This is a genomic window from Leptolyngbya sp. FACHB-671 (assembly GCF_014695745.1).
Classification (GTDB): domain Bacteria; phylum Cyanobacteriota; class Cyanobacteriia; order Elainellales; family Elainellaceae; genus JAAUTN01.
This window is the reverse complement of record NZ_JACJOV010000164.1, coordinates 131,274-151,470: the sequence shown is the minus strand read 5'-3', so window position 1 is coordinate 151,470 and position 20,197 is coordinate 131,274. Positions and strand designations below refer to the sequence as shown.

Below are 20,197 nucleotides of genomic sequence, written 5' to 3'. Positions count from 1 at the left end.
AGAAGTTTACCCATCGTATCAAGGCTGTTGCTTTCCTAAAGGTTTTCTGGGTTACTAGCTGTTCTCTTTAAACGACGCAGTTTACCTAAATATTCGCTAAGGAAGGGGAGTCCAGCGATCGCAGGTAACAAGTAGCGTGATGTACACAACAGTCCTAATGCAGCAGCAGTTGGTGTGTCGATAAAGGGTTGATAAAAAGCAATAATCGCTGCATCACGGGTACCCACTCCAGCAAAGGTAAGTGGCAGCAATCCTGCCAAAATTGCCAACGGAGCCAGTGCTAGATTCGCCAAAAACGGTGTCCAGGCTTTGAGAGCGAAGATAAAAAACCAGATTTGCAGTAGATGAAAAAACCAGATCAGAATTGAAGTGCCAACAATCTTGAGCAGGTGCAGGCGATCGCCCCAAAAATAGGCGTGCATGGTTTCCCAGGCTTTACCTAAAGCTTCAAGGTTGGCTTTTGTTTTTTTGGGAGCAATGAACTGACCTAGCTGAAAGAAGAACTGAGCAAATTTGCGCGACCCTAACAGCAGCAGTCCTACAATCAGCCCCGATACGACACTGAGAGTCATTACCCAAAAGATCCAGCCCTTTTGCGGGTAAAGCACCAATCCCAGAGCGCACCACAGTAACAGGGACAGCAAATCGCAGGCTTTTTCAAATACCACCAGGGAAACGGCGAGAGAGCCATCCAGATGACCGCGATCGCGCATGAAGTAAGCTTTAGCAATGTCGCCCATTTTTGAGGGCAGCACCATGTTCAACACACAGGCAACCAGAATTAAGCGATTTGCTTCCCAAAACGGCAAAGGTGGAGAGGTTGCTTGCTGCTTGTCTCGCTCGTGGGGCATGAGTTGCTGAAGCCGCCAGCCCGTCATCAGCGTCAGCGGCACGACCATTCCCAGACTGATTCCCAACCAGAGGCGATCGCTCTGCTGAAATACCTGCACCAGTCCACGAGTGTCGATTTGCCAGTAAATCACACCCAGGATGAGTAGGCTAACCGCCAGAGAAACCAGCCGTTTCATAGATCCGAGCCTGCCGCCCAATTAGCACTAACTTGCAGCTTGCGATCCAGCGCTTGACGAGTTGGGGGAAGTAACGCAGGCTGCCATTCTTCAGGGCTAAAGCTGTCTGCACTGGCAACGTGGCGCAGGTTTTGGCGTGGGCTAGTCGTGGCGATCGCCCCTGCCCGTGCTTCTATCTGATCCTGAAGCTGCACTCCACTGGAACTAATCTGCACCCGTCGTTCAAACTGCGGCCCGTCTGCTTTACCTGGTCGAAAAATCATTTTTTGCTTCAAAAACGGGACCAGCTTTTCACCAAACAGCCAAGCCAACAGCCGCAGAACGGCATGTTTGACAGGGCTAGCAACATGAAACTGAGTTTTCTGACAGTTGCCGCGAATGCAAATTTCCTGTCCCTGCCGCTGAATCGACCACTCATCTGACCACCAGTTGCTTGTCCAGAGTCCGCCTTTTGCCTCAATTCGCCAACCGTGGTCAACAACAGGCGACTGATTCTGACGATGAATTCTGACTAAGCCACCTTTGCGCGCTGCAACGTAGGTAGTCCACTGGCGATCGCTTGACCAGTAAACCCAATAACCACAACCCTCCAACCAAACTTCAGGTCGAAAAGTTGGAGCCTGAGCTGCTTGCATTGCGTCTAAGTAAGGCAAACTTCTTACAATACTGGCGAATACATAATGACAGTGGTAGCGGTCATCTGTTGCCCAGATCGGATGGCTGGGTTGTCCTAAATCGCGAAATAGCGTTTCAACTAACCAGCTTGCTAGAGGATTGCGGGATGCAGCCCGAACCAATCCGTAAGGCACCACATAATCAGTGTTGCGACAGTTCAAAGTAGAAGGCAATCGACCGTCAGCGCCTACCAGTCGAGCGAGGAAGGCGATCGCCCTATCCGTTGCCTGAATCGCTCGCTCATCGTGAGTTACGTCATGATAATCGGCTAGTGCATCCAGAGTGACGGTCAGATAGCCGAAATCTGGCCCACCATACTCGTTGAACCAACCTTCGGGGTGCTGCGACTGGAAGAGGCGATCGGCGATCGGCTGAATGGCGCTTGGGGCAATGATTCCCACCTTTGCAGCCAGCGCAATCCCCGCTAGTCCCGCTGCCTGTTGATTCATTGCCTTTTGCTCTATCCGCCCTGCCAGCTTTTGCGCTAGTCGCTTCAGGGGAGCCTCATTTACAGAATTGAGTAAATGCGGAGCGTTGGTTTGCCAGTCATACAGCACTCGACTTGCCCCGTACAGTCCAAACGCCGAAGCCGGATAGCTGCGCTCAAACGGATAGTACTCGTCTACTCCACCGTGGCGATCGACCTGCCGTGCCAGCGCATTCACTGCACCGACACACCAGCGCTCGATTACATCAGAGGAAACGTTGACAGCGATTTGTCCAGCTCGTACTGCCTCTAAAGTAAAAACGCCCTGCTGAAGAATGGCTGAGGGAAAATCACGAATTTTGTAATGCCAATAGTTGCGATCGAAACAGCCAAAAGTGGGTGAATCAGGGTCACGATCCATCTGGGTCAATACCCGCGCCATCTGGCAGTTGACGTAGTGGCGAAATTGGGAAGGCAAGTCAGACATTGAGGTTGAGGGCGATCGCACAACGAGTTAGGAGTTCTGAAGAACTGCTATAAAAGCGTATCACCCTCACCAAATCTTACTGATAGTCTGGTTTAGTTTGATCCTATAGCACTCTACCCTTTTACACTGGACTGGATTTCTTGCCAGCGATCGCTCCCCCCCTCCTCAACAAACCTCACCTCAGCCAACCCCTTCCGCTTAGTTGGCTTAGACAACCCCTTCCAGGTTTTACGCAAGAAGTTAAAGGTTGGACCAACGAGCTCCATTGGCAGTTTAGAAACTAGCCATCTTGCCCAAGCTTGACGACCAATTAGAAAAGAACCGCTGATTACAACTTCGACGAGCCAGCGACTGAGGGGAATTTTTTCAGGACGGTAGCCAAAGTCAGGAACAGGAATGCCCTGTCGCTGCTGCACGGCTAGTCGGATGAAGCTGCCTCGCTTTTTGAAGTCGAGCATATGACCGTGCATTCCCAATGCTTGATTGACGGGAATTGGCTCTAGCGTCAGTTCGCCAGATTGCTGCATCGCAAACAGAACTTTTTCAGCAAATTCACTTCGAGCCACGATCACAGAATGTCCACCCCCTGCCTGCTCAAATTGGGGCGACCAGGCATCCCCGACCGATAAATCGGTGGCCTCGTTGGTGAAGTCGGGCGTGATCTGGCAGTTGCGCGAAATGTAGAAAGGAATTAGGTAGTTGTAGTAAAACTTTTGGGCTTTGAAGACACGCCCATCAGCGGTTTCAACCTGAAGGTAGCCAGGCCATTCGCCTGCTCGCCATTGGAGTGAGGTAATGGCGATCGCATCCTTCACCCCCTGCATCCGCAAAAACGCCCGTACTGCTCCCGCATACATGTTCGTCCCTGTATAAGGACCAGCCACAAATACGACCTTCTGAGCAGCAGGATGTCCTGCTGCCTGGAGCATTCGCAGTGCAGTGACCTGTTCGGGGAGCCCAACAAACGCCAGACGACCAGGGAATGCTGCGATTTCAGGCAAAATCGTCAGCGTCGGAGTGACGGCATAGACACTTTGAGCCGCTGCAAGAATTTCTTCTCGACTGGTAGCGATTACCGGGGTCGCGGCTTCTGGGGAATGCAAGCCCTGACGCAGCACGACGGCTCCCTCAATTTGACCGCTTTCTAGCAAATGAATCAGGACTCGGCTGATTACTCCGCCCGATGCACCGCGCCGTCGAACGGCTGGGTCAGCCGCATAGCCCGTAAACACCTGCCGATAAGCACCCAGCAGCGGACTGTTAGGCTTGCCATCGTTCAGGTATGCCAGCAGGTCAGGATAGGGAACGCCACGCCCAGAGCAAACCGCCCACGCCAATGCCAGCGATTGGTCTTCTGCATCAGTCAAAGCTCGACGCAAAAAGGGCAGTGGCCCAGATGGGGTTTCCCGAAACTCCAGCAGCTCTGGATGCAGTCCTACACATGCGCCACAGTGCGTGCAATTCTTGGGTTGAATCACCTGTGTTTGAAAGCGGCTCCAGAAGCTGTGTTTTATCCCGTTCCCCATTTTCATCGCTCTTTTTGGTTGGAATTCAGTTCTGCTCGACGCAGGCGCAATTGAATATCTTCTAATACTTTGCGGTTGACCGCCATCAGGTCTGCGACTAAGCCAAACATCCACAGTTGAAAGCCAATCAGAATCAAGATTGCCGCCAGAATCAGACTAGGCGCGCGCGATCGCGTCCCATTCTCAAGAAAGAACAAGACTAGCCAGCGAACTCCCAGCAAAAAGCCCATAGAAAAGGGAATACTACCCAAGACCGCGAAAAAACGTAGCGGCTTGTAGGTCATTGAGATTCGCAGAATGGTAAGAAGCGATCGCTTCACATACGAGGGAATGCTTTTCACCAACCGCGAGGGACGCAAATAGCCGTTTGTGCGAATCGGCACTGACTTAATTGCCATCCCTTGCCGCCCTGCCTGAATAATGGTCTCCAGAGTGTAGGTGTACTCGTTAAACACATTTAGTCGCAGCGCTGCCTCTCGACTGATTGCCCGAAAGCCGCTTGGCGCGTCTACGACATTCGTTTTGCTGGCTAGCCGAACCACCCAACTGCCAAACCCTTGCAGCAGCTTTTTGATGGGCGAAAAATGCTTAATTTGCCGAATCGGTCGCGCCCCTACCACGATGTCTGCTTCGCCTTGCAAAATCGGCTCGACCAACCTGGGAATGTCAGCCGCACAGTACTGATTGTCTGCATCCGTATTTACAATGATGTCTGCCCCCGCCTTAAGGCACGCTTCTAACCCTGCCATGAAGGCATGAGCTAATCCTTGATTGCGGGCAAAGCTGACGACATGATCTACTCCATTGGCTAGCGCTACTTCAACGGTGCGATCGCTGCTGCCATCGTTGATAATCAGCCATTCCACCTGATCGATGCCAGGAATCTGGCGCGGTAGCTCAGCTAGCGTCATTCCTAAGGTGGCTTCCTCGTTGTAGCAAGGAATTTGAATAATCAGTTTGGTCATCAGCAGATTTCAACGCTCGGATCAGAGTGAATCAGACTCTAGAATAAAACGCCCTTTACCCAAACTTTACTTTTAATCGCAGCACATCGGAGCAGATTTCAAGTTAGGCAGAGAGCAAATTCATCATTAGTCATCTATCGCAAGAGGTCAATATAGCGTGTGCACGCGATTATGCAGAGGATGCAAAATCATTGGAACTGATGAAGCAATTTGATGCAATCGCCCCTTTTCCCCTCGTCCGAGGGATGACCTAAGTCGCTAGAAACCGTTCAAATAGTCTGAGTTTCCAGTCGATTTCTAGGACATTCAAGACTATGGATCTTCAACTGACTGGCAAAGTCGCAGTAGTGAGTGGTTCGACGGCTGGAATTGGACTGGCGATCGCCACCACCTTGGCTCAAGAAGGAGCAGCCGTCATTGTCAACGGACGCACTGAAGCACGAGTAAATGCAGCGATTGATCAGATCAAACAAAAGTCACCTGATGTCAAACTGCAAGGACTAGCTGCTGACCTAGGTACTGCTGATGGCGCAAACGCTTTGTTTCACAAAGTTCCAGAGGTTGACATTCTAGTCAACAACCTGGGCATTTATGGTGCAAAAGCCTTTAGCGAAATTTCAGATGATGAGTGGCTAAAATTCCTGGAAGTAAACGTCATGAGTGGCGTTCGGCTCTCTCGACATTACTTGCCTAAGATGATGCAGAAAAACTGGGGGAGAATCATCTTTATCTCCAGTGAGTCTGCCGTGAATATTCCCGCTGAAATGATTCACTATGGGGTGACAAAAACTGCTCAGGTATCTCTAGCACGAGGGTTAGCCGAAACAACAGTCGGGACCAATGTCACCGTAAACTCAGTGCTACCAGGACCCACGCGCTCAGAAGGGGTAGAAGAGTTTATTCAAGGATTGGGAACAGAGCAAAAGATTTCACCAGAGCAGGTGGAGAAGGAGTTTTTTGAGAAAACGCGCCCCTCTTCTCTAATTCAACGCTTTGCGACGACCAAAGAAGTTGCTGCGTTAGTTGCATTTGTCGCTAGCCCTCTATCCTCTGCCACAAATGGAGCCGCACTGCGAGTAGATGGCGGAGTGGTGCGTTCAATTGTTTGAATCGTGTAAAGGTTAAGTGCTGGAACTGCAAATTTGCAGTTTTTCGTCCAGCACGGTATAAAATACGGTAACTACGTCAAATTACCGTATTTTATGGAACGTCTGTCAGAACCGGATGCGCCCCTTGATTCAACTTCGTCATTTAGCCCAGAACAACCGACTCCCCTCAAACGCCTGCGGGGTGGCTTTTTATTAGTCTTAGGGTATTTGCTGTCGCCGCTCTCCTGGTGGAACGATCTATTTTTTAACCTACCGTTTGCCTACGGGTTGGGCTACTTAGCGAGCCGCTTTTCGCCTGATTTCTTCTTGCCTGCGGCGATCGCCGGGTACTGGCTCTCTAATGTAGCGGGAATCCTGCTGATGCAACTGGGGATTATGGATGTCTTCCAGGGTGAGGCAAAAGAGCGCAATCTTAAGAAAGAACTGATTACAGGTGTAGTTTCCTCCACGGTCTACACCTTAATTATTTTGGGGTTAATTCATCTCCACATTTTGGAAACTCCTGGCTTAGACCTAGAAGGAAGTTCGTTTAGCTTGAGTGTGCTGTGGCCCTTTGGAGGCGATCGCTAAGATGAACTACCTACTGCTTTCATCCCTCAGTTTTGTAGTTGGAATTATTGTGGGGCTGACAGGAATCGGTGGTGCTTCTCTGATCACACCCATGCTCATCGTTGTGTTTCAGGTGCCTGCTTCGATAGCAGTTAGCTCTGACGTAGTTGCCGCAACGTTGATGAAAATTGTGGGTGGGGTAAAACACTGGCGGCAGCAGACGGTTGATGTACAGGCGGTGAAATGGTTAGCTTCAGGCAGTGTGCCGGGTTCCCTCGTTGGGGTTGGTCTGCTGCATTCCATTCGACAAAGTGACATTAATTTAGATAGTCTACTGCTGCGATTACTGGGCATTGCCATTCTGATGATCACGCTGGTGGCACTCCTGCAACTGATCCTGATGATGGTGGCTCCGTCGCTGAAATTGCCCTCCTTACCCAAGCTGAATCTAGATACTTTGAATGGAAGGGCGATCGCGATCGCGGTTGGTGCAATATTAGGCTGCATGGTTGGCATTACCAGCGTTTCATCTGGTTCAATGTTTGCCCTGGTATTAATCGCCCTGTTTCAACTAGATGCTAAGAAATTAGTGGGCACTGATTTAACTCAGGCGGCAATTCTCCTTAGCGTCACCTCTTTAGGACATTTAACGCTAGGGACAGTGGACTGGAGCTTAGTTCTTCCCATCTGGGTTGGATCAATTCCGGGTGTGTTGATAGGGGCAAAACTCTGTCAAGCCGCACCTCAGAAAGCGTTGCGATTTGCTGTTTACCTGATCCTAGTGATGGTGAGTTGGAAGTTAGCCCATTCTGCATGAATGAAGTGTATTAGAAATAGGCTCCCAGCAAACTGTAGAGCAAGCCACTAATGACTAAGCCCGTTATGATTACATAGGGAATATCGCGCTGCTTAATAAAGAAGATAAAAGACACTAGAACCCGCAGGACGGGGGTTGCAATTAAGAATAATAGCCCTAGCTGCACAATGCCGCGACGACGACCGGAAAGTACTGCATCGATTACTCCGGCAGGCGATCGAAACATATCAGGTTCGCCCTGAAAAATATGGTAGTTAACGGGTTCCATACCGTGTCGGACAAGATATAGAATGCCGCCCAATAAAACTATTGCAGTGGCAAGCCACACACCATACTTCAGTAGATTGCTGAGGATTATTCCTAATCGGCAATCAGGCGATCGCTCGTCTAACTGGTGCTGGGGATAGTCCTGACAACTGACCGACAGATCAACAACGACTGGAGGATGCTCAAGGGCGATCGACAGGGCTTGGGCGGTTACGGTTGAGGTAGGTATTTGAACTTCGGACTCGGGAGGCATCTCACATCTCTCCAAATGCGTTGTAAACCATCTTGAACGACATCACGACCAGGACGACACTAAATACGACCCGCAACACACTCACTTTTGTACCCATCAACGCTTTTGCACCCAACCAGGCACCAGGAAACACCCCTAACATTACAGGCATTGACAATCCTGGATCAATATAGCCTCGCGCCAGATACACACCCGCAGAAACAGCCGCCGTTACGCCGATCGTGAAACTGCTGGTGGTAGTCGATACTTTAAACGGTAGGCGCATGACCTGGTCCATTGCTAGCACTTTCAACGCACCAGAGCCAATTCCCAATAGTCCAGATAGAACGCCTGCGATCGACATTAGCCCAAATCCCAGTGGCACCGAGTAAGCCTGATAGCTCATTAGTCCATCAGGGGTTGGATAGGTGCCATGCAATTGTAGTTGTTGAGTCAGCGCTTCTTCTGCGTCATCGGTCAGCACTTCTGACCGGGGTTGCTGCGCCAAGTATGCGGAGTAGAGCAGTACGATCGCCAGCACCAGCGTTAATAGCTTGATCGAAATCATGGTTGCCAGTAGTGCTCCTACAATGGCTCCAATAGTGGTAGCCACTTCCAGAAACATACCCAACCTTAAATTGGCATAGCCCTGGCGAATGTAGGTGGATGCTGCTGCACAGGAGGTTGCAATCACTGAGACGAGCGATGCCCCAATCGCATAGCGGATATCCACGCCAAATACAGAGGTCAGCAGCGGAACGATCACCACACCGCCACCTAAACCCGTCAACGCTCCCAAAAATCCTGCCAGGAACGAGCCAGCCCACACTAATACGGAAAATTCTAGAATATTCAGATGCTTACTCCTGAATGAACCAGTTTAGTCGTTCAGGTCTCCGACTTCTCAAGGAAGTCGGAGACCTGAAGTTGCTTAATCTAAGGGTGCAGCGGGAAATTGAGTGGTCAGGTCTGCCTGAGTTAAATCGGGAATTTCCCAATTCAAATCTCCAGACTTGAAGAGTTGGGTTGCGGGAAGATTTAACTCGATCGCTCCTGTATCAGGATTTTCTGTCGCGATCAACTGTGTTCCTTGCAGAACTTTAATAGCGGCTGCGCTGCCGACATTCAACCCTGCTACTTTGACATCATTAGGCAAGTAGATTCCTTTGCAAGCCCAATCATCATCGGTTTCTGCTCCTGCGGGCAGGAGGTACATGACCTGATCAAAGGTGGAAGTTGATGTTTTAGACTTGTCACCATAGACGGCGATCGCTTGAGCCGTATCATTGCGGCATATCGTGTCTTCGCCCGTTTCCATGATGTATTTTTGGTATTGCAAATCCGCAATTTGCTGTTGCACTTGCTCCATCGTCATTCCTTCAGGGGGAGTGTCGGTATCTTGTGCTTGAGTCAAGTTGACTAACGTCTCAGTAATTTGAGCGTAGTCAGGATTTTGATCTAAAGGAGGTGGATCGGCGAGAGCGGGTTGAGCAACGGCGATGTTGAGGAAAAGCATCAATCCAATCAGCAGCAATTTGAACAGTTTCATGGTCAATCTCCTTCGAGTTTAGAACTAAAACAATGGGGCAGATGTGAACAGTTGATAAGTTTTGCTTTCAAGTAAAATGAACATCCCTAAACCAATCAACACAAACGGGACGATCGCATGTCCATAGCGGGTTAGAAGATGGGCGATCGCCGGAAATCGGGCTAAGCGATAAGCAACATAACACCACACTCCAATCAGCACGAAAAAAACGGTAAGAATTAGCAGCAACATGGGCAAATCACAACTGGCAAATAAGGGAACATAGATGCCGATGTTGTCTCCTCCATTGGCGAGGGTGACGGCTGCCACACTGTAGGTTTGCGGGGTGAGTAGCGCTGCCAGTTTAGATGAGGGCGATCGCTCTGAGGTCGAGCCTGACTGATGCGATAAGGTCTGAACATCGGTATCTGGTTTATCGCGATTGAGAAGCTGACTCACTCCAATGATGATTGGCAGAATTCCCAGTAGCCCGATCCATGCTTTTGGAATCAATAATCCACCTATAAAGCCAGGAAGGCTCGCCAAAATCAATACCAAAAACCCTAGATATTGACCTGCAACAATGTGATAAGGGCGGAGGATTGCATTGACCTGGGCAAAGAAGAGCATCAAGATGATGATGTCGTCAATGTTAGTGGCAGCAAAGGCAGCGATGCCTGTCGTGATGGCTTGTACGATCCAGCCCATGATGTATTTAGGTATTCATAGTGACTCCTTTAATTTTGCTTGAGATTGGTCACCGCAACGTTGGGACGTGCTGCACTGCGAAACAGGTGTAGCCCAAACAGACCACTAATTACTAGCGTCAGCACTGCTAGACCACGATTTTCTAGAGTGTGGCTATCAATCAAAATCAGAATTCCTAAGCCAATCAGCACAAATGGAACGAGTTGATTACCATAATCGGTGAGCGATTTGGCGATCGCAGGCACTTGCATTAGGCGATAGGCAGCAAAACACCAAACTCCTACCAGCACAAAGAAAACTGCCAAAATGACTGACAAAGTGAGTCCATTGCTGCTGGCAAATAGGGGGACATAGATGCCGATATTGTCACCTCCATTCGCAAACGTCACGGCCGCCACGCCATAGGCTTGAGGTGAGAGCAAGCTAGAGTACCAAGAACGCTCAGGCGACTGTGGCGCTTCGGCTTCTTCATCCTCATCCTGAACGGGATTGATTAAACGGCTCAACCCAATCACAATCGGGACAATTCCTAACATGCCAATCCAGGGGCGAGGCAGCACCATACTGCTAAAGAAGCCGGGGAGACTGATTGCAACCAGTGCCACAAATCCTAAATATTGCCCTGCAACAATGTGTCGTCGTCGAAACACTGAATTAACTTGAGAAAAGAACAGAAGCAGGATCAAAATGTCATCCAGGTTAGTGGCAGTAAATGCTGTAAATCCAGTTGAAATGGCTTTCAGTAACTCATTCACAGATGATAGTCCTCAATGATCGGGAGGTAAGGGAAACGGGGAAGAGGGTAGTGGACCAGTTCCTGAAGATGGCACCACGACTGGTTCGAAGGCAGTAAATCGTTCATGAATTTCATTGATACTGCGCTCCATAATCAAAACTGTGCGAGGAGAGCGAAGGCGCTGAACAACGAACGAACCGCAGGTGATAGCGAGGTAGAGCAAAAATAAGTAGGGAAACAGGTTGTAGGGGGCTTCAGGAACAGGGAACAGATTGCTTCCCGGAATTCCTACACTGCCCAACACAGGTAAACTCATGAAGCCAACGCCCACCACCGAAAACACCACATCGCGTGAACGAAGTTTGTTGATCTGCGTCAAATAGACGGGAGCTGCAACGGAAATCAAAATATAAACCGTTAAGAAGCCATAGCTGGCGATCGCCCCCAGATATCCCATCATTGCGAATAAGGGAATGTGAAAGAGTGACAGCCCCGCAGGCACCAAAAACATCAGCAGCGAACACAGTGAGATTGCCACATGGGGAGTGCGATTGAAACTATGTGCCTCACCCAACATTGAGGGAAACAGCCCATGACGCGCCATTGTGAAAAACACTCGTGCCGCTGGATTGATGCTGCCTAACACACAGGCAAAAAAGCTAAACAGCGCACTAAATGCCACCAGATCTCCCAAAAACCCCACACCCACTTGATGGGCAAGAAAACCGAGAGGTTCTTCTGTGGTGGTGATTAACGTGCCTGTGCTGCTAAATCCTAAGATTTCAATGTAGGCAGTCACAATAAAGAATAGCCCTGCCATAATTGCGCTGCCTATCACAGCCCTGGGAATGCTCCGCAGCGGATTTTTTGCTTCATCACCTAGGGAAGTGGCGCTTTCAAATCCAGAAAAGGCAAACAGGACTAGCACTAACCCCATCGTCACTCCGCCCGGTGTCGCATCGTGCAAGGTTAACTGCGACCAATCCAGGGCAAAACCCGTGTGTGTCCAAATAATCAACGCCAAAACCAAAATCAAAACGATAGACGCGCCTTCCATCCACAGCATCGCCATTGCTGAAAGCTGGATGTCTTTGTAGGCGGCATACCAGGCGATCGCCGCTCCCAGAGTTAGCCAGGTAATTGCAGAGAAATGAATTCCTAAATGCCCCAGCAGCATGTCGCTAAAGTTAGCAAAGCCGCACAGCACCGACATTCCTGTAAACAAGTAAGCCAGTACCAGACTCCAGCCACATACTACGCCTGCAGTTGGACCCAGCCCCTTGGCAATGTAGGAATAGAGCGAACCCGGTGATGCAGAACGGCTGGCAAACTGATTGATATTGACGCTGACAAACAGTAACCCAACCATGCCGATGAGAAGGCTAAGCCAGGTTCCACTTCCTGCCAAGGCAACAATCAACCCAAGGTTGGATGCCGGAATTGTAGTCGGAGCAATTACAGCAAAGGATTGTGCCAGCACCTCTCCAAATGGCAGACAGTCAGGCTTTAAGCCATGCGTGCTGCGAGTAGGCTTTGAGTTTGATTGATTCACCATTAGGCAAGTTCCAGTAGTTTGATGTAAAAACAAAGCGCGACCGCTTCTGCATAAACTGATTGGTTTGCCTCAGCAAGGATCCGTTGCGAAGAGCATGAACTCTAATGTAGAGATAAGCAGGAATAGGATCAAATACTCTTTCTTTTTGAATTGATAAAAGTAATTTATGAACGCTTAAAGCTCTTGCCTGGAGCAGGTTTGACAATAGCTCAAACAGCGTGAAGTTAATTTTCCATAGCAGTGTTCAATTCTCCGATTTTTACATAGGGAAATAGGTTTATCTTTCTTTTTTAGTGAAAAAGTGAAAAGCATAGTTCGCTATTTCTATTGAGAAATAGTGGCGATCGTCTTCTTTTTTGCACTACAAATTCAGATCAAAGGTAGCTTGGAAACATTTTTCAAACATTAAAATAATTCAGAATTTTGCTGTTGGTATTAAGGCATCCATTTTTTGAGAAAGCTTTGAAGCTACTAGGATTGCGTTGTAGGAAAGGTTATGGCATTATTTAAAGTACTAAATTTCGATTGATTTACCGGATTTAATGCTTAGAAAGTAAGGCACGTACAGATTGATGACGTTTGAGCAATTGCGAATTTTTCTGGCTGTCGCAGAACATTTACACTTTACTCGTGCTGCGGAAGAACTCTACATTACTCAGCCTGCCGTCAGTGCCGCTATCAGTACTTTGGAAAAAGAGTATGGAATACGCCTGTTTCACCGCGTTGGGCGACACATCGAAATTACCGAAGCCGGAAAACTGCTAGAAGCAGAAGCGCAAAAGATTCTCGACCAGGTAGTTTTAACTGAACGTGGATTGCGAGAACTCAACAGCTTGCAGCGAGGGGAGTTGCGGCTGGGATCAAGTCTCACCGTAGGGAACTACTGGTTACCAAAACGAATTACTCAATTCAAGCAAGAATATCCAGGGATTGTGGTCAATTGCACCCTGGCCAACGCCGAGGAAATTTGTGAAGGAACCGCATCAGGACTGTTTGATTTGGGGCTAGTGAATGGAGAGGTCAAACCCACGTTGCGGAATTTGCTGGAGCAGGAGGAAGTCGGGATCGATCGCCTCCAAATTGTGGTCGGAAAAACTCATCCCTGGTACAGCCGCAGCAAAATTGAGGTAGAGGAATTACTCACCACGCAGTGGGTGATGCGAGAGCCGGGTTCTGGTGTTCAGCAAGTGTTTGAGCAAACCCTGGAGCGATTGGGTATTAAGCCGTTCCAACTCAATGTAGTATTAGTTTTAACCAGCAGTGAAATGGTGAGATCTGTTGTTGAGGGGGGAATTGGTGCCGCCGCAATTTCAGCCCTAATGGTGCAGAAAGAATTGCAGTTAGGAACGCTACGGGCGATCGCTGTGACTCAACAAGAGGGAAGCCTGACCACTTTAGACATTGTTCAGCCCGTGTGGAAGCTCAAACATCGAGAACGCTTTCAAAGCCGAGCGGCAGTCGCTTTTGAGCAAATGTTAATGAACCAAACTGCTCAAGAGGACGCAGCGGCGGAGGACGCAGCGGTAGAAGGCTCGGCAGTAGGTGATCCAACACTAGATGATCCAGCTGTTGGTAATCCGGCACTTTGTTGAATTAATCGATTCAAATCCAAAAGTTTTGGTCCTTCACTGCCAACAATGAGAGGTAAGGTGCCATTCCATTTGGCGATCGCCTGTCTTTGCAGCATCTCTGGCGTTAAATTTTCCCGCAACAAGCGCTGTGCTTCTGCTTCTCCTTTTGCCAAATTAAGCTGTGCTTCTGCTTCCTGTTTGGCTTTCAGGGCAACAAATTCTGCCCGCTTGGCTTCTTGTTCAGCAATTTGTTTTGCCTCGACCGCATCTCTAAAGCGATTTGAGAAACGCACATGTACCAAAGAAATGTCATCTACCGCAATGTGATAAGCCGCTAACCGTTCTGTCAATAAATCATCAACCTCTGCTTTTACCTCATTTCGTCGAGTCACAATTTCCTCAGCAGTATATTTCGCCATCACCGCTTTAAGGACTTCTTCAACTGCAGGATTGATAATCCGTTCGACGATAGCAAGTCTGTCTCCAATTTCCTGAAAAATCACGTTTGCTTCTGTTGGAACAATATGCCAATTCAACGCTACATCGGTGTAAACTTCCTGCAAATCCTTAGAAGAGGCTTCGGCTGAAATCTCCTGATTTTGCACGCGAACACTCAACTTCTGCACCGTATTTACAATAGGAATAATCGTGTGCAGCCCTTCATCTAACACTTGCGGCTGAACCTGCCCAAACCGCATTAAAACTCCTCGTTCTCCCGCGTTCACAATCACAAAAAAACTGGAGAGCAGGACTAAAATGATCAATGTAGCAAATACTTTACTCGCAACGCTAAGATCTCGTTTTGAGGAGCGACTGAGCTGAGACGTATTCACCTTATTGAGTGTCTTTAAATCCATCTTTACCCCTTGCCAATCTATAACACTGCTTGACGCAGCATCGGGAACACTTTGGACACTTTGTTTAACACGTAATCTCCATAGGTTCCACGAAATTCATGAACGCTGGCTTGATCCCAACGTTCATATTTATTGTCGTTTTGATGAAGTGAAAGATGTTGGATTGGTTTAACTTCGGCGTTAAAGTTTGGATCAAAAAAGAAAGGAAAGGAGAGGCGATCGCGCCCTGATTGATTCAACACTCGATGTGGTGTAGAGCGATATAGACCACCCGTCATACGATCGAGCATATCGCCAGTATTACAAATAAAGGTGTTAGGGAGAGGGGGGGCATCGATCCACTGAGCGTTGGATTTGATTTGCAATCCACCACAGCTATCCTGTTTGAGAATCGTCAGAATGCCGTAATCGGTGTGTTCACCAACACCCCAAAGGGAGTGCTTATCAATAGTTGAAGAGTTGAACGGATAGTTAAAAATGCGAAATAGAATCAGCGGGTCATAAGTGTAGCGATCGCTAAAATAAGTTTCCTCTAACTCTAGACTGAGGGCAATTCCTGTCATCAGGGTATGCCCTAGTTGAGTCATGGCATTCATATAGTCCAGCACTGTCTGACGCAGCAGCGGAATCGTATCCGGGAATAAGTTTGCGCCATGCATCGGAGTGCTTGCCCTGACCAACGGATGAGCCTCATCTAACTCAGCCCCAAAATAAATCCCTTCTTTCTGGTCGGGTTTGCCAGAGGTCAATTCATCCCCAACCGGGAAATAGCCTCGCCACGCTCGACCGCCCAACTCCATGCGGATTTGCATCTTGGTGTCGAAATCTTGAGCAAAAAATTGGTGACTGAGTTCTTCTAAGTCGTGTTGCAACTGCTCTTCTACTCCGTGCTCCGTAATGTAGAAGAAGCCCCAGTCTTGGCAGGCTTGCCGGATTTGCTCAGCAACTAAAATGCGATCACCAATTCCAGTGATGAGGGGTTGGATATTAACGACTGGAATCGGAGACACGGACTACCTACCTCTTTAAGTTCTATTAGCCACATTGATGGCATTAGGGCAAAACGCGGTACATCAATCAGACTGCCGTAGATTAATTTTACAGCAGCCAGCCTGCTTGCGCTTTCTGAATAGGTATGCGAATATTTCAAAGTAAATACGGTATCTTGATTGACTTGCCGTACTTTATTAATCGTATTTTGGACATAAGTTTTTCCAGCTCTGGCACTGTTAATGGCTGTTGATAGCCACGATTGGGTCAGCGTTGAACGCGGGTAATGAGAAAAATTGTTCTAACAACCTCAAGGAATTCCTATGTCAAATTCCAGCGATGTCAATGTTTTGGAGCTTTCTACAGAGCTGAATGATGCATCTGCATCCTGGTTGGCATTGCCCGATGAAGCAAAGCTGCCGGATGAAATCAAAACCCTATTTCAGCAACAGCGCGATGCCTATGGATTTGTCCATCCCTATTTCTATGGATATGCGCTTAACCCTGAGCATTTCTTGCGGTGGTGGCACTATTACAATGCGATTCAACACAGTGCTGGAGGGTTATCCCATCGAGAGCGAGAGTTGATTGCAGTGGTGGTTTCTGCAACCAATCGGTGTGAATCTTGCGTGTTGACTCACCAGGCTCAGTTATTGTCAGTGACGGGCGATCGCGCGCTCACCAATGCCGTTGCCAATGACTATCGCACAGCCCATTTAACCGATCGCGAACATGCCATTCTAGACTTTGCCGTAAAACTCACTCGGTTAGACAGTGACTTATCACCCAACGACCTAGAACTGTTACGCAATCAAGGATTATCCGATGAGGAAATTCTAGAATTGGGTGAAGTTGCTGGACAATTCAGCCTTTCCAATCGTTTGTCTAAAGCATTTGGTTGGAAGGTAAAACCGGGTCAGCTCAAAATTCTAGATTAGTTTCCGTTTCCCGTTTCTCCTAAGTTACAGGCGCAGCAGTGCGTCTGTTTTTTGTTCTTTACCCTTTCCTATATATCAATCATTGGAGTATCTATACTATGGCTCAAAGAACTCAGTCACTACAACTCGCGTTTGCCTTTGCCGCTGGATTTATTGCAGTGTTAGTTTTTCATCAAGGTGTATTAGCGTTGTTGTATAGTATAAACTTCTCATCCCGTGCGCCTTATTCTATTGACCCAACTCAGCCCTTCGGAATTCCTCAAGTGTGGTCGTTATCATTTTGGGGTGGCGTGTGGGGATTGATTTTGGCTGCCATTTCTCCTTATTTACCTGGCGATCGCCGCTTCTGGTTTGCCACATTCTTATTTGGCGCGATTGTTCCCACCCTTGTTACCTTCTTCATTGTGGCTCCGCTCAAGGGGCAGCCCATCGCCGCTGGGGGAAATCCCACCGCAATTATTACGGCACTACTGATCAACGGCACGTGGGGAATTGGTACAGCCTGGTTATGGAAACTCCTGTCCAGACAAACTGTGTTGAATTAGCTCTTGCTTCTGCGTAACTCCTGCAATCTCAAAAACTTCAATCAAATAGGATTGCCATAGCTCTTCTTCTGGGCAGTAGAGTGGTGAGATAGTGGAATAGTGAAGTAGAGGGAAGTACATTTACAGTTTTGGAGGAGTTTGAGGGGAGCTATGCAATACCGAGAGTTGGGAGATCTCAAGGTTTCTGAAGTTTGTCTGGGAACGATGACCTATGGACAGCAAAATACTCTTGAAGAGGCTCATCAACAGTTAGATTATGCGATCGCCCAGGGCATCAATTTCATCGACACAGCGGAGATGTATCCCGTACCACCCCGAGCTGAAACCTATGGCGCAACTGAAACTTACATCGGTAAATGGTTAAAGAAACAGAAGCGCGATCGCCTGATTATTGCTACCAAAATTGCGGGGCCGGGTCGAGGCATGAAATGGGTGCGTAATGGAGCAAAAGCGATTGACCGGGAGAACCTCAAACAATCGGTTGATAATAGTTTGAAGCGGTTGCAGACTGACTACATTGACCTGTATCAGATTCACTGGCCCGATCGCTATGTTCCACTGTTTGGGCAATCTGTGTACGATCCCACTCAGGAAAGGGAAACGGTAGCCATTGCCGAGCAGCTATCTGTATTTGCAGATTTGATTCAAGCAGGCAAGATTCGTTATGTCGGCTTGAGTAATGAAACGCCTTGGGGAGTCTCTGAGTTCAGTCATGCTGCAAAGAAATTAGGATTGCCTAAAGTGGCGTCAATTCAAAACGCTTACAATTTGCTCAATCGCGTGTTTGATTGGGCGCTAGCAGAAACCTGTCACTATGAAAACGTAGGACTGTTGGCTTACAGCCCGCTGGCGTTTGGGATGCTGTCTGGGAAGTACCTTTCTAAACAACCTGAGAAAGCCAGAATTACACAATTCAAAGGGTTTGGACAGCGTTATCTCAAAACGAATGTAAAGGAAGCTGTGGTTGCCTACGTTGACATTGCTCAGCGCTATAATCTTACTCCGGCTCAACTGGCGATCGCCTTCGTGCAAAGCCGTTGGTTTGTCACCAGTACCGTCATTGGCGCAACCACCTTGGAACAGTTGCAGGAAAATTTAGACAGCCTGGAAGTGATTCTGAGTGATGAGATATTAGTAGAAATTGAAGCAGTACATCACCGCTATCCCAATCCAGCACCGTAAGGCTTGATTTTTGACGGTGCTTGTGAAATCATGATGAATTAATACGGTAAATCTATCAATTTACTGTAGATTGTCGTGGAGCTACAGATTCAGTCCATTGCACGGAATAACATTGGAAGCATGTCATTAGCAGTCGAGCAAGCTGTAAATTCTCAAAATTCTCAAGCAGTGGACTACCGGGCGATCGCCACATCACTGGCTCAAGAGTTTGCTGCAACTGCCGTTGAGCGGGATGCAAAGGGGGGCACGCCCCAAACCGAGCGCGACAAGCTGCGGCAGAGCGGTTTGCTCAGGCTGGTGATTCCCCAGGAATATGGCGGAATTGGCGATCGCTGGACAACGGCTCTTCAGATTACGCGAGACTTTGCTAAAGTAGATAGCTCCATTGCTCATCTGTTTTCCTATCACCATTTAGGGGTGGCTGCTCCCCACATTTTTGGAACGGCAGAACAAAAAGAGCGATATTACAAACTTACGGCAGAGAATAACTGGTTCTGGTGTAACGGGTTTAATCCGCTTGACCGTCGTGTCTCACTTACCCCAGAGGCAGATCACTTCCGGTTAAATGGCATCAAGAGTTTTTGTTCGGGTTCCGTTGATTCCAACCTGATTCCAGTGAGTGCTGTGTTGCCTGGAGTGGAGGGGTTTGCGATCGCCATTGTCCCCACTGCTCGTGAGGGAGTGACGGTAAATAGGGATTGGGACAATATGGGACAGCGGCAAACCGATAGTGGCAGCATCACCTTTAATAATGTACTTGTTCAGCCTGAGGAGATCTTACGCCCTGATTTGAGTAGCGGTGTGTTTAAAACCATTCGCTCTTGCTTGACTCAAATCACTTTTGCCAATATCTATCTCGGCATTGCGCTGGGAGCTTTGGAAGCGGCTCAAGAATATACCCGGACACAGGGCAGAGCATGGTTGACTTCTGGGGTTGAGCAGGCGACGCAAGATCCTTACACGTTACATCACTACGGTGAGATGTGGGTAAATTTGCAGGGGGCGATCGCTCTCACTAATCAGGCAAATCAACAGGTGCAAGCGACTTGGGAGCGAGGTGATCAGCTTACAGCAGAGGAAAGAGGGAAATGTGCGGTGGCGATCGCTTCTGCCAAGATTCTCGCGACCAAAGTTGGACTGGATGTGACAAGCCGCATTTTTGAAGTAATGGGTACTCGCTCAACGGCTTCTAGATATAGGTTCGATCGCTACTGGCGCAACCTTCGCACGTTTACCTTACACGATCCGGTAGATTACAAGATTCGGGCGATGGGTGACTGGGCACTTAACCAACAGCTTCCTAAGCCTGACTATTACTCATGAGTACACTGCATCCGATAGATTTGTGATTTCCCCGGCTCACTTACCCGGAACGTTTACCGAATTTGTTGATTGGGTTGTACCAGAGCTACAGCACCGGGGACTGTTTCGCTCGGAATACACCACCGCCACACTGCGAGAACATTTACAACTGCCCACTGTGAGGCAGCCTGTTGAGGTATGAC

Annotated in this window: 21 protein-coding genes; 9 read left to right on the top strand and 12 right to left on the bottom strand. The window is 48.5% G+C overall.

Going from position 1 to position 20,197, the window contains the following annotated elements:
• Positions 1-35 precede the first annotated feature (35 nt).
• From H6F93_RS31485 to H6F93_RS31470, 4 genes are all read right to left on the bottom strand, one after another.
• Positions 36-1,028 (bottom strand): lysylphosphatidylglycerol synthase transmembrane domain-containing protein, encoded by a 993-nt coding sequence (locus tag H6F93_RS31485; protein WP_190689770.1) that lies wholly within the window; start codon positions 1,026-1,028, stop codon positions 36-38.
• Entirely contained in the window at positions 1,025-2,617 is a 1,593-nt protein-coding gene (locus tag H6F93_RS31480) for a hypothetical protein (protein ID WP_190689767.1), read from the bottom strand. The genes H6F93_RS31485 and H6F93_RS31480 overlap by 4 nt, the downstream gene beginning before the upstream one ends.
• A 113-nt stretch (positions 2,618-2,730) precedes the next feature.
• Entirely contained in the window at positions 2,731-4,149 is a 1,419-nt protein-coding gene (locus H6F93_RS31475) for a Coenzyme F420 hydrogenase/dehydrogenase, beta subunit C-terminal domain (protein ID WP_199314237.1), read from the bottom strand.
• On the bottom strand, positions 4,146-5,108 hold the full coding sequence (locus H6F93_RS31470) for a glycosyltransferase family 2 protein (protein WP_190689764.1): 963 nt from the start codon (positions 5,106-5,108) through the stop codon (positions 4,146-4,148). The genes H6F93_RS31475 and H6F93_RS31470 overlap by 4 nt, the downstream gene beginning before the upstream one ends.
• 314 nt (positions 5,109-5,422) lie before the next feature.
• On the opposite strand from H6F93_RS31470, the gene H6F93_RS31465 reads away from it, so the two are divergent.
• The 3 genes from H6F93_RS31465 to H6F93_RS31455 all read left to right on the top strand — a co-directional run bounded on the left by H6F93_RS31465 (position 5,423) and on the right by H6F93_RS31455 (position 7,583).
• Positions 5,423-6,217, top strand: a complete 795-nt coding sequence (locus H6F93_RS31465) for an SDR family NAD(P)-dependent oxidoreductase (RefSeq protein WP_190689761.1) — start codon at positions 5,423-5,425, stop codon at positions 6,215-6,217.
• A gap of 93 nt (positions 6,218-6,310) precedes the next feature.
• Positions 6,311-6,787: a DUF7980 family protein gene (locus H6F93_RS31460; protein WP_190689758.1), complete on the top strand. Its 477-nt coding sequence runs from the start codon at positions 6,311-6,313 to the stop codon at positions 6,785-6,787.
• 1 nt (position 6,788) lies between these two features.
• Entirely contained in the window at positions 6,789-7,583 is a 795-nt protein-coding gene (locus tag H6F93_RS31455; protein ID WP_190689755.1) for a sulfite exporter TauE/SafE family protein, read from the top strand.
• A gap of 10 nt (positions 7,584-7,593) precedes the next feature.
• On the opposite strand, the gene H6F93_RS31450 is transcribed toward H6F93_RS31455, so the two are convergent.
• The 6 genes from H6F93_RS31450 to H6F93_RS31425 form a co-directional block, all read right to left on the bottom strand.
• A complete protein-coding gene (locus H6F93_RS31450; RefSeq protein ID WP_190642358.1) occupies positions 7,594-8,103 on the bottom strand; it encodes a DUF1634 domain-containing protein in 510 nt (169 codons plus the stop codon).
• Between the two features lies 1 nt (position 8,104).
• Positions 8,105-8,911 carry a sulfite exporter TauE/SafE family protein gene (locus tag H6F93_RS31445; protein WP_524538049.1) on the bottom strand — a complete coding sequence of 269 codons (807 nt, stop codon included), beginning with the start codon at positions 8,909-8,911 and terminating at the stop codon, positions 8,105-8,107.
• 102 nt (positions 8,912-9,013) lie between these two features.
• Entirely contained in the window at positions 9,014-9,631 is a 618-nt protein-coding gene (locus tag H6F93_RS31440; RefSeq protein ID WP_190689753.1) for a hypothetical protein, read from the bottom strand.
• A 24-nt stretch (positions 9,632-9,655) separates the two neighbouring features.
• Complete coding sequence (locus H6F93_RS31435) at positions 9,656-10,318, bottom strand: cadmium resistance transporter (RefSeq protein WP_190689749.1); 663 nt, start codon at positions 10,316-10,318, stop codon at positions 9,656-9,658.
• Positions 10,319-10,347: 29 nt separating this feature from the next.
• Positions 10,348-11,073, bottom strand: coding sequence for a cadmium resistance transporter (locus tag H6F93_RS31430; protein WP_190689747.1), 726 nt, complete (start codon positions 11,071-11,073; stop codon positions 10,348-10,350).
• 12 nt (positions 11,074-11,085) lie between these two features.
• Positions 11,086-12,609, bottom strand: a complete 1,524-nt coding sequence (locus tag H6F93_RS31425) for an APC family permease (protein ID WP_190689744.1) — start codon at positions 12,607-12,609, stop codon at positions 11,086-11,088.
• Positions 12,610-13,181: 572 nt separating this feature from the next.
• Between H6F93_RS31425 and H6F93_RS31420 the strand changes: the two genes are divergently transcribed.
• Complete coding sequence (locus tag H6F93_RS31420; RefSeq protein WP_190689740.1) at positions 13,182-14,201, top strand: LysR substrate-binding domain-containing protein; 1,020 nt, start codon at positions 13,182-13,184, stop codon at positions 14,199-14,201.
• Here the strand turns inward: H6F93_RS31420 and H6F93_RS31415 are convergent.
• Both H6F93_RS31415 and H6F93_RS35525 read right to left on the bottom strand, forming a co-directional pair.
• Entirely contained in the window at positions 14,102-15,037 is a 936-nt protein-coding gene (locus H6F93_RS31415) for a prohibitin family protein (protein WP_190689738.1), read from the bottom strand. The two genes, H6F93_RS31420 and H6F93_RS31415, sit on opposite strands and share 100 nt — an antisense overlap.
• Positions 15,038-15,054: 17 nt before the next feature.
• On the bottom strand, positions 15,055-16,047 hold the full coding sequence (locus H6F93_RS35525; protein ID WP_190689734.1) for an isopenicillin N synthase family dioxygenase: 993 nt from the start codon (positions 16,045-16,047) through the stop codon (positions 15,055-15,057).
• 303 nt (positions 16,048-16,350) lie between these two features.
• Between H6F93_RS35525 and H6F93_RS31405 the strand changes: the two genes are divergently transcribed.
• The 5 genes from H6F93_RS31405 (at position 16,351) to H6F93_RS31385 (ending at position 20,196) form a co-directional block, all read left to right on the top strand.
• Entirely contained in the window at positions 16,351-16,965 is a 615-nt protein-coding gene (locus H6F93_RS31405) for a peroxidase-related enzyme (protein ID WP_190642366.1), read from the top strand.
• A 98-nt stretch (positions 16,966-17,063) separates the two neighbouring features.
• Positions 17,064-17,510, top strand: coding sequence for a hypothetical protein (locus H6F93_RS31400; protein ID WP_190689731.1), 447 nt, complete (start codon positions 17,064-17,066; stop codon positions 17,508-17,510).
• Between the two features lie 150 nt (positions 17,511-17,660).
• On the top strand, positions 17,661-18,692 hold the full coding sequence (locus tag H6F93_RS31395) for an NADP(H)-dependent aldo-keto reductase (protein WP_190689727.1): 1,032 nt from the start codon (positions 17,661-17,663) through the stop codon (positions 18,690-18,692).
• Between the two features lie 120 nt (positions 18,693-18,812).
• On the top strand, positions 18,813-20,015 hold the full coding sequence (locus tag H6F93_RS31390; protein ID WP_190689724.1) for an acyl-CoA dehydrogenase family protein: 1,203 nt from the start codon (positions 18,813-18,815) through the stop codon (positions 20,013-20,015).
• A gap of 22 nt (positions 20,016-20,037) precedes the next feature.
• Positions 20,038-20,196, top strand: a complete 159-nt coding sequence (locus tag H6F93_RS31385) for a hypothetical protein (protein ID WP_190689723.1) — start codon at positions 20,038-20,040, stop codon at positions 20,194-20,196.
• The last annotated feature ends 1 nt before the right edge of the window (position 20,197 follow it).